Origin of the sequence: Winogradskyella psychrotolerans RS-3 (assembly GCF_000427335.1) — a bacterium.
Taxonomy (GTDB): Bacteria; Bacteroidota; Bacteroidia; order Flavobacteriales; family Flavobacteriaceae; genus Winogradskyella; species Winogradskyella psychrotolerans.
The window spans coordinates 122,801-138,300 of sequence record NZ_ATMR01000034.1 but is presented as its reverse complement, the minus strand read 5'-3'; the positions used below and the strand labels follow the sequence as shown (position 1 = coordinate 138,300).

Annotated in this window: 10 protein-coding genes and 2 tRNA genes; 5 read left to right on the top strand and 7 right to left on the bottom strand. The window is 33.8% G+C overall.

What is annotated here, in order from left to right:
• The 7 genes from ADIWIN_RS19315 to ADIWIN_RS02905 form a co-directional block, all read right to left on the bottom strand.
• Positions 1-2,001, bottom strand: a 2,001-nt coding sequence (locus ADIWIN_RS19315) for a choice-of-anchor L domain-containing protein (RefSeq protein WP_235046977.1), incomplete at its 3' end; no start/stop codon positions are given.
• A gap of 205 nt (positions 2,002-2,206) precedes the next feature.
• Entirely contained in the window at positions 2,207-2,404 is a 198-nt protein-coding gene (locus tag ADIWIN_RS02925; RefSeq protein ID WP_020894900.1) for an SAP domain-containing protein, read from the bottom strand.
• A 15-nt stretch (positions 2,405-2,419) separates the two neighbouring features.
• Positions 2,420-3,619, bottom strand: coding sequence for an OmpA family protein (locus ADIWIN_RS21110; RefSeq protein WP_235046975.1), 1,200 nt, complete (start codon positions 3,617-3,619; stop codon positions 2,420-2,422).
• On the bottom strand, positions 3,573-4,328 hold the full coding sequence (locus ADIWIN_RS21105) for a PD40 domain-containing protein (protein WP_020894898.1): 756 nt from the start codon (positions 4,326-4,328) through the stop codon (positions 3,573-3,575). The genes ADIWIN_RS21110 and ADIWIN_RS21105 overlap by 47 nt, the downstream gene beginning before the upstream one ends.
• 20 nt (positions 4,329-4,348) lie before the next feature.
• The gene (locus ADIWIN_RS02915) at positions 4,349-5,254 is read right to left on the bottom strand and encodes a PorP/SprF family type IX secretion system membrane protein (RefSeq protein ID WP_020894897.1); all 906 of its coding nucleotides are present in this window, start codon (positions 5,252-5,254) and stop codon (positions 4,349-4,351) included.
• Positions 5,255-5,283: 29 nt separating this feature from the next.
• A complete protein-coding gene (locus ADIWIN_RS02910) occupies positions 5,284-9,300 on the bottom strand; it encodes a choice-of-anchor L domain-containing protein (protein WP_020894896.1) in 4,017 nt (1,338 codons plus the stop codon).
• Positions 9,301-9,429: 129 nt separating this feature from the next.
• Positions 9,430-12,495 (bottom strand): T9SS-dependent choice-of-anchor J family protein, encoded by a 3,066-nt coding sequence (locus tag ADIWIN_RS02905; protein ID WP_020894895.1) that lies wholly within the window; start codon positions 12,493-12,495, stop codon positions 9,430-9,432.
• A gap of 628 nt (positions 12,496-13,123) precedes the next feature.
• Here ADIWIN_RS02905 and ADIWIN_RS02900 point away from each other — a divergent pair.
• The 5 genes from ADIWIN_RS02900 (at position 13,124) to ADIWIN_RS02880 (ending at position 15,429) form a co-directional block, all read left to right on the top strand.
• Positions 13,124-13,711, top strand: a complete 588-nt coding sequence (locus tag ADIWIN_RS02900) for a hypothetical protein (RefSeq protein ID WP_152487202.1) — start codon at positions 13,124-13,126, stop codon at positions 13,709-13,711.
• A gap of 53 nt (positions 13,712-13,764) precedes the next feature.
• Entirely contained in the window at positions 13,765-14,292 is a 528-nt protein-coding gene (locus ADIWIN_RS02895) for a tetratricopeptide repeat protein (RefSeq protein WP_020894893.1), read from the top strand.
• A 338-nt stretch (positions 14,293-14,630) separates the two neighbouring features.
• Complete coding sequence (locus tag ADIWIN_RS20245) at positions 14,631-14,849, top strand: helix-turn-helix transcriptional regulator (RefSeq protein ID WP_020894892.1); 219 nt, start codon at positions 14,631-14,633, stop codon at positions 14,847-14,849.
• Between the two features lie 368 nt (positions 14,850-15,217).
• Positions 15,218-15,290 (top strand) — tRNA-Gly (locus ADIWIN_RS02885).
• 57 nt (positions 15,291-15,347) lie between these two features.
• Positions 15,348-15,429 (top strand) — tRNA-Tyr (locus ADIWIN_RS02880).
• The last annotated feature ends 71 nt before the right edge of the window (positions 15,430-15,500 follow it).

The window sequence follows — 15,500 nt, the reverse complement described above, 5'->3', positions numbered from 1 at the left end:
AGCTGATGCCGCAGACAATTGGAATGATGTGACTACTGAACATATTTGAGAAACATCTGCTAAACGAACCCATAGAGTTTGCGGGTTAGACACGTTAGTGTAAAGGTCTGGTAACGGATTTAAATTATCAATTGCATCGTCTTCAGTGAAATGATAGGTAACGGAATACTCTGCAGAACTTTGATCACCTAATACATTATCATTATTTTCAGACAAATTAAATTCTTCTTCCCCAGTACTACTACATATTACCAAATCTGGAGTAAGATTTATTACTGGATTTCCTATAAACTCAACTAAAATAGAATCTGAAAATTGACATACGGCCTCAAACGCTACGTCTACCGAGTACATACCCGTTTCTGTAACCGTAAGTATAGAACTTGTTTCCCCTTCAATCTCTATTCTATTATTTGGCACTGAAGGATCTGCAGCGTAATACCAAACATGATCAGCGAAAGGTGCGGCTGTATCTAATACAATCTCTACACCACCACATTGTGCGTTACCAGCCTCAATAGTAATATCATCACCTAAATCACCTCCTAAGTCAAAGCTTCCTGCTTTAAGAAACACTCCCGAATCATAATTATTATCTCTATCATCAGCAATTACTAGTTTTATAGTATAATTTTCACCAGGTATAACATCAGATTGTGCTGTAAATACTGCTGTTCTACCATCAAATGCTATTGGAGGTTGATTATATGGTATATATTCCCCAAAATATTCCTCATTAGCCCCACCACAACTTTCACCATTATCGGGGTGAATATTAGTAACCAACACAGGTAAGTTTGTATTTGGAATCACTGCTAAATTTGAAACATTGCCCGCTGAATCTGTTAATAAAAAAGCGAAAGCATCTGAGTAAACACATTCAAAACTCCCCATATTATACTCCTCAGAAGCCATTAAAAACTCAAAACTTATACTATCTGCTAAAGGAATAAAATTGAATTGAATAAATGTAGCGTTATGAGAATTTACACCTAAAGCTGCATTTAAATCATCGTCCCCCCCCCAAACATTAGAGCCATTACCTAAACTAAGATTATTAGGCCCTCTTGCATCACTAGCCTCTCCTGAACTTAACAGAATCCCATCACTAAAAGGAAAATTTAATCCATCGCCAAAAAAGTAGCCAATACCGTTAGGCTGCGAGCTAGTAATACTTGATCCTGTAGACCAAGTTACGTCAGACACAGACGCACAAGGACTATTAATCAGCACTTTAGTAATTAATTCTTCAGGCGTAAATATATTTTGATCTATTATTACATTAGGCCCCATTACAAAAACAGGTATTGTAGTAACTTCAGAACACCCTAAAGGATTATTATCCGTAACTGTTAGTGTCACTATAAAAGTACCATCAGTTGAAAATGTATTTGAAACCTCTGTTCCTGTACCTGTATTTCCATCTCCAAAATCCCAATCATAAGTGGCTCCTGAGCCATCTAAAGAAAACATTGCGCTTCCTGAAAAATTAACCGTTTCCCCTGGTAATATACCAATTACACCAGATTCATTTGGTGCAGGTGTTATATTATTAATTGACGGTGTAATATCCTGACAAGGTGTAATACATAATATTTCAGCCTTCCAACCATTTATATTTCCAGTTTCATTACTTGAAAATGCAAAAGTTAAACAACCCGAAGTATTACTTTGTGATGCCGAGACAAAACCTGGCGAAGAAACCCCCGTATATACACCAATAATATCAGCTGACACATCATCACCATCATAAATGGTTAAAAAATCTACATTAAGTTGTGTTAAAAATTCGACGAAATTAACGTTAAGACGATCACCACTATTTTCAGGACATATGGTAGTGACATAACTTTCATTATCTGAATAAGACTCTAATTCTCCTCCTGAATCATAAAAGAAATCTGGAGCACAGCGATTAAAGGTGCCATCTTGCATTAAAAGATCTTGCGAGAATCCTACTTTAATAACTAAAAATATGACTATGTATATAATTTTTTTCACTCTAAATTGATTTTAAAAGAAATAGTAAAGTCTCTTATTAATATAATTGGAATAAATGCACTCCCTCTATTTGTTACATTAGTTATTGTTATAGTATTACATACATAATGTGACAGATTGTAAGCTAATCATTTAAAGGTGCTCAAGCTTAGAAAGCTTGAGCACCCTAGAATTAAAATAAGTTAAAAGCTTAATGCCTTTCGACCTATTTAGATTTTTTTATAGTTCTGCGCTTGTTTTTTAATAAAGCATTAGACCTCTCATTTTTTTCTCTTTTATAGAAAAAAGCTTCAATACGTTCCTTCAATTGAATTTTATTTCCCTGTGTACATAATTCATTTTTCTTACAGAATTCAATTAATTCGAATTTTAACCAATGATGATGTTCTAATTTTTCTTTCAAAACTTATCGCTTTAATTATTGCTGTAAACTATCTACAATAATAAATTCAGAACGTCTATTTTCAGCGTGCTGTGCTTTAGTACAACGCGCAGAACAATCTACTTTAGGCTCAGTTTCACCTTTACCTTCTCCAGAAATACGAGCTTCACTAATACCTTTAGAGATTACATACTGCACTGTAGTTTTAGCTCTACGGTTAGAAAGTCCTGTATTATATGATTCCGGACCTCTAGAATCGGTATGCGATATTGCATTAATTTTCATTTCAGGATATTTGTTCATTATCTGAACTAGTTTATCTAATTCAAATGCCGCTTGTGTTGTAATATTAGACTTATCAAAATCGAAATAAATTGGTGCCAAATCTATAGTTTCGGCTAAAATTAATTTTTCGATAGGATCTAAATTAATTTGAACATTGTTTTCTTCTTCATTAGAACCTTTTACTTGTACTTTCTTGCTATCAAAGCCATCCATTACAACTTCTAATTCAGTGTCATGTTCGCACTCAATCATAAATTCAGCTAAACCTTCTGCATTCGTTATTTTAGAAAGAACCTTGTTTCCCTCGGTATCAAATAATGCTACGGTTGCACCTGCAATAGGCTCACGCGTTTTATCATCTAAAACAGTTGCAATAACTAATACATCACAAAGGGGTTCTAGTTTTTTAAACTCATATATATCATCACTTCCTTTTCCTCCTGCTCTATTAGAAGACACTAATCCTTGATTAGTTTCTTCGTCAATTATAAAAGCAAAATCATCTGCATTACTATTTATCGGAATTCCTGCATTACGAACTGTAGATATTTTTCCATCAATTTCTTTGGTATAAAAGACATCCAAACCTCCTAAGCCTAAGTGACCAGTAGATGAAAAGTACAACGTATTATTACTACTAATGTATGGGAACATTTCTTGTGCTTCTGTATTTATTTTTTGTCCCATGTTAACAGATTCACCTAAAGTACCGTCTGTATTAATTGACGCTTTGTAAATATCAAAATTTCCATAACCACCTGGCATATTAGACGCAAAGTAAATCGTTTTACCGTCTGCACTAACTGAAGGGTTTTTAACAGAATAATTTTCGCTGTTAATAGCTAAACTTTCTACAGTATCCCAATCATCACCTAATTTAGTAGCTTTAAACAAATAAAGCTGACTAAATCTTGCACTGCTCAGAGAATCTTTTTGGTAATCTTTTTTCAAAATAACTTTCTCGAGAGAAATACATTGTTTTACCATCAGGAGAAAAAGAAACTAATCCTTCGTGGTATTTTGTATTAATTTTATTGTTCGCTAGTACTGCTTCTTGAGAAGATCCATCTGAATTTTTAGCAACGGTGTAGATATCTAAAAATGGTTGATCGTTCCATCCGTAGTTTTTTCTACTGTCATTACGACCAGATGTAATATATAAATTACCATTATTCATGATACCTCCAAAGTCAGACTGTTCAGAGTTGTAATCTGCATTTTGAAGGTTGAATTTTTTACCTTGATCTAAAATTTTAGGTAAGTAATCCGGATTGGCTCTATATGCTGTTGCTCTATTGTCAGCAGGACGCATGGTTGTAAACTTATCCATCTGGTTATTCGACGCTTCATACTTACCATTTGCCTTAAGCATTTGCGAGTATTTAAAAACCATTTCTGGATCGTTTGAAGTCTCTAAAGCTTTGGCATACCAACGTTCTGCTTCAACGGTATTGAAAATATTATAGTAGCTTTCTGCTAATTGTCCGTAAACATAGCTGTCTGCTTTACCTTTTTCAACAAGTTTATTATAATCATCTACAGCCTTTACAAACTCGTATCTGTCAAAATGTTTATCTGCTTTTTTTGTATCGCTGTTTTGAGCAGTTAAGCAAAAGCTACTCATTAACGTAATAAGTAATAGTGTATTAAAATTTTTCATAATTGTTTTAGCTTAACTGATTAAAAGTATCTTGGTGAACGAGAAACACGTTTCGGAAAATTAAGATCAAATAATAACATGACCTCATGCGATGCAGGTGCATATTTTTTAATGTCAGAAGTTATAGCATCGTAAGCATAACCTACCCTAATAGAAGGTGTAACAGCAATGTTTATTAAACCAGAAAACGAATCGTCTAATCTATAAGAGGCTCCAATTTCAAACTTCTTAAAGAATCTAGCATTAAGGTTTACATCAAAAGATGTTGGTGCATCAAATGCAGATTTCACCATTACAGAAGGTTTAAGTTCTGTATTAGGTGAAAGATCAAAGACATAACCACCAGTTAAAAAATAGTGCTGTGTTTCTGAACCAATTTTAGTCCCATTATTATCTAAATGAACCGATGATAATAAGTTTGGTGCAGATAATGATACATAATATTTATCAGTGTAGTAAAAGAATCCTGCCCCAAAATTAGGCGTCGTTGAATTAATACCTTGAGAGAAAAAATCATCAGTAGGATCGATAACGTCTATATCTGTTAATCCAATATCATGAAACGTTGCACCAGCTTTAATACCAAATGCGAGTTTGTGTTCTCCTCCTAAATTTAAAGTATAAGAAAGATCCACATAAGCATTTGTTTCCTTTACGGGTCCGATATTATCTGCAATAACAGAAACACCTAAACCTAAATTATTACCAATTGGGGAGTGCCCAAAAAACGTTCCTGTTTCTGGGCCTCCATCAATTTTTGTCCATTGAGTTCTGTACAATAGTCCAAAAGAAAGATTTTCTTTTGATCCTGCATAAGCAGGATTGACTATGTTCATATTATACATGTACTGTGTGTACTGAGGGTCTTGTTGTCCGTACATTTTAAATGCTAAAAGCAAGACCGCTATAATAGTGAGTTTTTTCATTATAATTAGTAGTTGATTCTGTTATTTAATTATCTATTAATATATACCCAAGAACTTTTTGACTTTGTTCCGCCTTCATAAATAACGGTGTAGAAATAAGTTCCAATTGGCAACTCATCACCATCATCTGTTTGACCTTTCCACTCGTTGGTATAGTTGTTTTTAGAGTATACTTTAGTTCCGTACCTGTTAAAAATTTCTAACTTAGTAACATTGAAAGCACTAAGATCAAAGGCATCATTCTTACCATCGTTATTTGGTGAAATACCTTCTGGGAATACACAAGTCTCTAACTCTATTATTATAAATTCATCAATACCTATGCATCCTGTATCATTAAACATGACTTCAATCTCATATAATCCGGATTCTAAAACAGGTAGAGTCAAACTATTTTCATCATCAATTAACCCACCATCTCGATACCAGCTTATAGAAACTTCAGATAATGAATAATTTTCAGGAATTGCTTCAATATATATTGGAGATGAAGCATTAGAACAGACTTCATAATCTACATCAGAAGAAAAATTGGTTATAGGTTGATTGCCAATTATTAAATCAAAGCTATTGGTTACATAACAATCTGAGAAATCGACAGACTCTACTCTAACAAATAGAGTTTCGCCAGCACTGTCATAAGAACCTGCTAGTGCATTGGTAGCGGATATAGCCTCTGCTTCTGATGTGTAATAAGACACATTAAATTGAGAAGTTTCCTGACCATTAAGAATTTCTAAATCATGATCCTCTAAATTAAAACTTGCCAAACCATCATTATCAAAATCGCATTCTATAAAATCTACGCTCAACGCCGTATGCGAAGGAGCTGTAGTTGTTAGAGAAAATGAGGTTGTAGAATAGCATCCTGAATTATTATCTTCTATTCTCGCATAAACTACTTGAGGATTTGAAACATTACTATAAACAGAAGGTAATGGACTTAGATTATCTATAGCATCTTGTTCTGAAATATGATATGTAATAGTGTAATCTGAAACATTCTGAGATCCTAAAATATAACTATCATTATCTATGAGATTAAATAGCGCTTGATTGGTTGCAGAACATTCTAATAAATCAATGGCTGGATTAGCGACTGGGACTGATAAAAACTCAACGATAATTTCATCACTAAGAATACAATCGCTAGAAAATATAACTTGTGCCGTATATACACCTGGCTCAGATGCCGTTATAACAGATCCTGAAGCATCAGAAACAAGTAACCCATCTTTAAACCAATAATGCTCAAGATCAGGTAAGTTGGTATCTAAAGTAATTGGTTCATTTAAGCATGAAGCCGTACCTGCACTTATAGTAATATCATCACCTAAGTCTAACTCTCCAATATCAAAACTACCAGACTTAAGAAAGATACCAGTATCGTATTGTGGATCTGAATCATCTGCAACGACCAATTTAATATGATAGGTTTCTCCAATAGTTACAGCAGATTGAGCTGTAAAAACCACTGTTCTACCATTGAAATTCATTGGTGGTAAGTTTTCAGTGATGTATTCTCCAAAATACTCCTCATTAATCGCTGGACAAGCCTCATTTTCTGGATGAATATTTGTTGTTAAAATTGGTGTTGTAGTCCCTGGAATAACGGCTAAATTAGTTACGTTATCCTCAGAATCAGTTAAGAGAAAAGCAAAAGCATCTGAATACGTACACTCATCTGTTCCACCTATTGCTCCTGTGTATTCTTCTGAAGCCATCATAAAGTCGAAACTGATAGTGTTTGATAATGGCACAAAATCAAATTCAATTATAGTTGCATTTAGAGATGACACCCCTAAATAATTATCTAAATCAGAATCTCCAGGCCACGATGTTCCACCCGAATTTATTAATTCATTATTTGGTCCTCCTGCTTCCACAACATGACCTGTACTTAGCAATATTCCTTGTTCGAAAGGAAACCCTTCACCATCCATAGAGAAATAGCCTATACCATTAGGCTGACTATCATTAAAGTTAACACCTGTAGAATAAGTAATATTAGATACCTGAGCACATGGACTATTAAATAAGATATCGCGTACCAATTCGTCTACGGTATACACATTATCGCTTACTTCTATACTATTAAAACCTTTTCTAATACATAAATCAAAAGTTACGTTTTCATCTTCAGAACCTTCTGAGAATACTCTAATATAGTATGTGTCACCAATGGTTAATTGCGGTGTTACACTAGAGTTTGAATCTGAACAATACAATTCGTTTAGACTTCCACAAGCACCTTCGTAAACGGCATGATTAAGACCTGAAGATATTTCGTTTTCAACAATATTTATAAACTCTATTATTTGAATATCATTTATAGCGGTAAACTGAAACCACACATCGTCATCAGGATCTCCTTCACAGGATGTTCCAGGTTCATTTGATGGCGTTGCAGATAATATAGTCCCATAATTTAATAGCGTACAATCATCACCTGTATTTACTACTGCAATTTCTGCATTTACACACTCATCATTTTCAGGAAGACAAGCTCTTACCACTATTGGTAAACTATTATACACACAATTAGGATCCTGGTCATTATTTAAAGTATAGATTACATTTGTAAAAAAAGGGAATGGACCAATTTGATGAGTTCCAATAGCATCTATAGTTATCGTACTTAAATCTATGTTATTAGATAAGGTTAAAGATGTAGCAGTACCTAAAGACGTAACATTAACATCCAATAAAAACTGATCTCCATTGTCACAATCATCTACAATTGTAAAGGTTGACTCTGAATTTGTACAGGTAGCACAATTAACGGTATAAGTAATACCTCCTCTCATAGGATCATCACCATTAGCACAACTTGATGGTACAAAATCATCTGAAGCTACATAAAATGAGATTCTATTTCCAGTAGACGTATAGGTTACACCTGTTAAATCCCCTTCGTCACCGAAAAAATAATCCTCAAAAGCAACTATAGAAGAGCCATTTGTATCAATAACCACCAATGGATCCCATCCCTGTTGAATATAACCAGACTGAAAAGTTAAAGTTAAAGGGGTACCATCTGTACTAGTAAAAGTAAATACTTCGGGATTAGCCACTCCATCATCACCATAACATAGAGACTCAACTAAGGGGCCGGCATTACAATCTACTATAAAATCTGTCTGTATGGGCGTCGTAAACGTTAAGGGACCTGCCCAAATACTATTACCATTTGTACAATTTGCTCTTACATATACTTCATATTCCGTTCCAAATAATAAATCATTTGTAATAATATTTGTAACTGACGACACTATACCCGAGGTTGGAATACCAGACCCTGAAGGTTGTACAACATACTCCCAAGACGTTTCACTATCATTAGCTACCCAATTAAAACTAGCAGAAGCATTTGAAGCATTAGAATTCACATAGTTAAGAGAAAGTGTTGGTGAAATACAAAATGTTCCACAAGTTTCTACACGTACTAAATCTATTGACATATCTGCTCTACCACTAAAAGTAGCTCGAGTATTCTTAAATTCTAAATATATAGACTGCCCAAGATAAGCATCCAAATTAACACCTACAGGAACCCAAGCTTCAGAATTAGACGTCTGTAATTGACCAGTCCATGTAAATACATTTGTAAAGGGTCCCGAAATTGAAGTAGAAACCCCAACTTCAAATTCTCCCATATTATCACCGTAAGCATGCATATAAAAAGACAATTCAGCCCCATCTGTAGCTGTAGTAAGATCAATAACAGGACTAATTATTGATGATGATTGCTGGTTAACATTACCTGAAGCTTCATAATTCATATAATTAGAACCACTAAATGCTGAACTTGGCCCGGTTCCGCTACTATCTGAATTACCCGGAACTTCCCAATTACCCCCAATGTTATTGGTTGTTATATCTCCTACCCATCCATCAGAATCATCAAATTCTTCTGTAAATACGTAAGTGGAGTTATTAGAAGGACAAAACACCCCAACTGGTGAGGGTATTGTTTGACATAAAGCTATTGAACTCCCAAGCAAACAGAAAGCTAAAAAGGTCAGTTTGAAGATATTCTTATTCATTTTCAATTTTTATTTAATTCGGTAAAAAAATTAGTAAATTTCTAAACAGACACCTGTTAAACCCTAAATCAATAAAAACAACAAAAGCCACATAGTAAAATTAAGTGGCTTCTGTGTTCTATAATAAATTTAGTTTTTAATTACTCGTATCGTTTGCGCTACACTTTCAATAGTAACCTTAACAAAATAAGTACCAGTACTTAAGCTAGACATATCTAACTCATTCGTAATATTATTAGGAGCTGTTCTTAACACCTTTTGACCCAACATATTATACACCGTTATATTGTCAATACTTTTTTGAGCATTTAATGTTAATGTGTTTGTAACAGGATTAGGGTAATACGTAAATGCAGCTTCGTTAATCACATCTTCAACACCTAAAACACCACATGAAACTGTTGCTTCCCAACCTGTTAAACTCGTAAAAGGGTCAGATCTAAACTCAATAGTTAATGCTCCTGATACATCTGTAGATGTAAAAGAATCACCGACATGAAGTTCACTATCGGCTACGATGGTATTATCTCCATTACTACTATCTTGTCCACACAATGTTTGTGCTAAAACAGGATATGTATTATCTGGCCCATTATAAATAGTTAAGTAGTCATAACAACCATCTTGTTCGCCAGAACCAAAAGTATCAACCTCTATATCAACATATGTAAAGGTAATAGTTACGGCGTCTCCAGCTGAATTTGGAAGAATAGTCGAAGACGAAAACTCAGATTCTGAATAATTGCCATGACTACCTCCTCCATCAACAAAAATACCTTCGCAAGCTGGAGGAACAATTGCTGTAGCAAATGCGTATGGACCTGTCCATGTAGAAACACCGTCAACACCACAATCGGCTTGCACATAAACTTCATAATGGTTATCATCTTCTAAACCTGTAAGTGTGTATGGGTTTGTAACCCCAAATACCGTTGCTAACCCTGTGGCTGTTTCGCCTGCAGTTATATTAACAACTTCAATATTCCAATTAGTACCAATACCATTAGCTGTCCAAGTTACGTCTGCTGTAGTCAATGTAGTATTTGATACGAATAGGACTGTAGGAGCCATACAATCTGGTGCTTCACCAAAAGTAACATCATCAATAGCAATATCATCGTCAACATCACCAGGAGCAATAACTTCAGAATATGTAAAACGCGCTTGTGCTGGTCCGGTAAACGTTAAACCACTAATGTCTAAAGTTTTCAATTCCCAACCTACTGTATTTGTATTATAAGTTGCCATAAGATTCCAAGCAGCACCATCCCAAACTTCTACATCTAGTTGTGCATTTTCTGAATCTTCAGAATTGCTTATTTCATAAAAACTTAATGCAGGTGTTGTTAATGTACTTACATCTACAAAAGGACTCAACAAATATCTAGGGCCGTGATCTTGAGAAGCATCTGCTGCGGCATAGAAACCTCCTGTTGTTGTACTTCCGGATAGTACACCACGATCACCAACGTGACTTAATCCTGAATCTTGAAAAATCCAATCTTCCTCTCCTGAATCACTATACATTCTCCAACAATCTGGTATTGCACCAGCATTATCAAAACCTTCTGTATATGGTGCCGTAAGCGCATTACAATCTGTTTGAAATGATACAGGTCCTATCCAAAATGAATTTCCGTCGGCTACACCACAATTTGACTGTACATAAAATTCATAATTGGTGTTTGGTAATAAACCAGTTACTGTATATGGATTAGTAACTTCAGATAGTGTTGCTACGCTTGTTGCAGTTTCACCTGCAGTTATATTTACAATTTCAATATTCCAAGCTGTAGCAGTACCTGTTTCTGTCCATGATAAATCAGCTGTTGTAGCAGTAACATTTGCAACTAATAAATCTGCAGGAAAGATACAAGCTATAGGGTTATCAAAAACGACGTCATCAATAGCGATATCATCATCACCACCCCCGTTAGGTTCAGAAAAGGTAAAACGAGCTTGTGCAGGTCCTGTAAATGTTAAAGTACTTATATCTACTATTTTTAACTCCCAACCATCTGTATTTGTATTATATGTGCCCATAGGATTCCATGCAGATCCATCCCAAATTTCTACATCTAATTGTGCATTATCGGAATCTTCAGCATTACTTATTTCATAAAAACGAAGTTCAGGTGTCGCTAATACACTAACATCTACAAAAGGACTCATTAAATATCTAGGGCCATGACTACTCGACGCATCACAAACAGCATAATAACCATTTGATAATGTACTCCCTGAAAGGTCTCCACCATCTCCAACATGATTTGGACCAGATTCGTTAAAAAACCAATCTTCTTCTCCTGAATCGCTAAACGTTGTCCAACAATCAGGAATATTACCTGCATTCTCAAAACTTTGTATATATGGTGCCGTAAAAGCGTCACAAAACGTCGTAAATGCTAATGGACCTACCCAGATAGATGGACCTTCTACACCACAATCTGCTTGTACATATAACTCGTATTCGTTGTTAGAAGCTAAACTAGACAGTGTATAAGGATTAGTAACTCCACTAACCGTTGCTGCACCAGTTGCAACTTCACCTGCTGTTACATCTACAATCTCTATATTCCAAGCTGTAGCCGTACCATTTTCTGTCCAAGCGAAATCTGCAGAGGCATTAGATATATTTTCTAATGTTAAATCTGTAGGCTCCATACATGCAGGAAATGTGTCGTTTATAAAATTATCAACAAATAATTCCCAATTACCGTAAGATGTTGTTCTAATTGCAACGTAAATTGATTGCCCATTATAAGAAGACAGGTCCAAAGTCACTTTAGTCCATTCTTCAGGAGCTTCGCTTTCTGACTGTAGAATTACAGTAAAGTCTGCAGCAGTAGCTGTGGCTGTAGATAACAATACCTCGTAAGGCTCTGAAAACAAACCACTTCTTGATTTGGTGTAAAATGTTAATCTATCGTTTAAACCAGAGGCTACTGTAATTTGAGGTGTAATTAAATAGTCATCGTTAGGAGCATCAAACCCAGACTCAATCCTTGCAACTGCAGAACCATCTTGTGCACCATCACCTTCTGGTGTATCATCCCAGACCCATCCATTTGCACTAGCGAGGTCTAAAATAGTCCATGTTGCAGGAATTTCCGTTTCAAAGCTCTCAGTAAACTGTGCATTAGATCGCCAACAAAAAGCAATCAGCACCAAAAATAGTAAAGTAATTTTTCTCATAAAGTTAGTTATTAAAAGTTAGTGTTTTTTAAGAATAAAAAAATCGTTCTTTTTTAAAGAGTCAAGTGTTTTAAAACTTATGAAGCTAAAATTGAACATTATCTTCCTTATTCTTGAATTTCAAGGGTTATCAAAAGGTAATCATGTTAAAATTAAAAAACACTAAACAAATCAAAACCCTAAAAACAGACTGTTAACAAAAAGAATAGATTACAACAAAAAAACCGAAATATTACAAAATAAATGAGAATTAACTAAAACTATCAAACTTTAGCTAAATTTATTTTAATGAAAATAGAGATAGCAAAAATAAAGGTCACTTAAGAATACTATTTACAAGCAAAAAAATTAACATTTAAAATACTCTAACAATAAAAATATGAGAATTCAATATGACGTCTAATGACGTATTGTTATTAACAAAAAAACACTTCAAAATCATGATTATCATAAAAAATTACGAATAAATTTAAAAGCCTTAATTATATTATAAACTTTCATTAATATTAAAGGCTTTAAAGAATCTCTTATATTATAAAAGAAAAATTACAACCCACTTTTGAGAAGAATTAGCATCTCAAATTAACAAAATTATAAAGCAATTATGTTTTTAAATGCCTTAAAAAAATTGAGTATATTCTTTTTTACCCTCTTTCTTGGTAATATATGCTATGCTCAAAATAATGAACCCTTAATTAAAATTAGTGATTTAGATAGTTTACACAATCAATTTTACGGACAAGCCTCTGAAGAAGCTTATTTGGTTCACAATAAACTTCTACGACAATCAAAAAAACTCTCTTACGACCAAGGCATACTTTCCGCTTATAAATCATTAATCTGGTATTATGGTGTAAGTGCAAAAGCAAATATTGATAGTGTTTTACATTATGCCGATCTTTTTGAAACAAAAGTTATAACAAAAAGTATTAAAGCTGATACCTTACTAATTAAAGCATTAAAACTTCCTCAGTATTACTTAAATAAAGGGCAGATATTAGCTAATGGATTTGGATTGCCCGAGCAAGGCTTAGAAAGCTATTTTAAGGTTTACCCATTAATCTCAGAAGGTGACACTAAATTGTTTATAGCTTACAACGTTTCAATTGCTGAAATTTACTACCATAAATTCCAATACGACAAAGCACTTGAAGTACTCACACCACTATTAAAAGACACTGTTGGTGTAGGGTCTTTTACAAAAAAATATTATTAAAAAATATTTCAGGAAATTATGTCCAGAAGGAAATGCCTGAAAAAAGTTATCCTTTGCATAAAGAATTATTAAACATAGCTATAAAAACTAATGATGTTCCAGAAATTTGGTGGTCTAAAAACAAGTTAGCAAATGATTATTTTAGGTTAGGTGATTACGAAAAGGCCATTGACTCTGCCTTAGCTGTGCGAAAATATTGCTTAGAAAATAAGGACCATCAGCTTATTTTTAATAACACAGCTTATTTAAGCACATTCTATCATGCTGCAGGAAATCTTGATAAAGCAATTGCTTATAGAAAAGAAGCCATTAAACTGGCACATGGATCTGAATATAAAAAAGACACCTACGATAGACTGGCTGAATATTACACAGAAAATAAGCAGTATTTAAATGCTATAGAAACATATCAAAAGAAAGATGCACTGGTAGATAGTTTAAGATCTAATGAAAAAAAAGCGCTTTCAAATTATATTGACTCTAACATAAAACTTCTTAAGGAAAAGCAAAAAAGCCAACAAATAAGTTTTGACATTGAGTTATTAGAAATAAAAACAAAAAGCAAAAACTCTATTATTTAAGTATTAGTACTATACTCGTAAGTATCATTTTAATATTAGGTAGTATTCTTTTATTTAGAAAATATAAAAAAGGAGAAAAAATTATAGAAGTTTTAAAGAGTAATGAGAAAAAATTACTCGAAGAAAAAATTATACTTCGTGAAAATGAACTTGAAGCTTCTGCTATAGCATTTTCGCAACGAATAGAAACATTAACATTAATTAAGAACGAACTAAACGAGATAAAAAAACCCGTAATACCAAAGTTAGAAGCTGCCAAACAAAAAGTAAATGATCTTATCAAATCTGCTTCAGACGTATCGATTATTACAAAAAGAATAGAATCAGAATACCCAACCATGTCGGCTAAACTATTAAACAAATATCCCAATCTATCGGATACACAAATTCGCTATTGCTTATTAACTAAAATGAATTTGTCTATAAAGGAAACTGCCACAATCTTAAATGTAACACCAGATACGGTAAAAGTAGCCCGAAGCCGATTAAAAAAGAAACTAAACATCCCCTCAGATGTGTCCATCAAAATATTCTTAGATCAACTATCTAAAGAATAGCTCAACCATTTTTAAGAATAACCTAATGATATGATATATAATTACCGTAATAAACTTAAAGGGTCTTCGTGATTAGTTGATTATAAATAACAAATTATTAAAAAAGTAATTTCTTTAGTTATATTCAGATTAGTACTTGATGGAAACTAAGAGCACTTTAGTAAGACCTAATTAGTTTTTTTGCTTGTTTATTTTCCCCAAAGTGCTTTTTTATACACAGCATTAATGCAAAATTCTATGTTTTTGAGACTTCTTAATTGTGCCTTTCCATTAAAAAATTTAGCCAAAGTCAGATTTTTTTTGAGAATGTTCAGAAATCAAAGCAATTTTAAAAATTATTTATATATTTGCGCTCGCTTATCAAAATTGCGAGAGTAGCTCAGTTGGTAGAGCGTCAGCCTTCCAAGCTGAATGTCGCCGGTTCGAACCCGGTCTCTCGCTCTAAAGATATCCTGAATTGTGGAGTCTTTTTAGTTTGAAATATTGAATTAAAGTTTTGGGGAGATACTCAAGCGGCCAACGAGGGCAGACTGTAAATCTGCTGACTACGTCTTCGCAGGTTCGAATCCTGCTCTCCCCACAAATGATTTTTAATACAACGTTTGTTTTAAACGAAATTTAAAAATTTATCAGATTGCGTGTCTTCAATCT

What these genes read in the sequence shown, in the direction of transcription:
- ADIWIN_RS21105 (WP_020894898.1), bottom strand. Translation starts at nt 4,328, where the DNA reads ATGAAAAATTTTAATACACTATTACTTATTACGTTAATGAGTAGCTTT.
- ADIWIN_RS02915 (WP_020894897.1), bottom strand. Translation starts at nt 5,254, where the DNA reads ATGAAAAAACTCACTATTATAGCGGTCTTGCTTTTAGCATTTAAAATG.
- ADIWIN_RS02910 (WP_020894896.1), bottom strand. Translation starts at nt 9,300, where the DNA reads ATGAATAAGAATATCTTCAAACTGACCTTTTTAGCTTTCTGTTTGCTT.
- ADIWIN_RS02905 (WP_020894895.1), bottom strand. Translation starts at nt 12,495, where the DNA reads ATGAGAAAAATTACTTTACTATTTTTGGTGCTGATTGCTTTTTGTTGG.
- ADIWIN_RS20245 (WP_020894892.1), top strand. Translation starts at nt 14,631, where the DNA reads ATGTCGGCTAAACTATTAAACAAATATCCCAATCTATCGGATACACAA.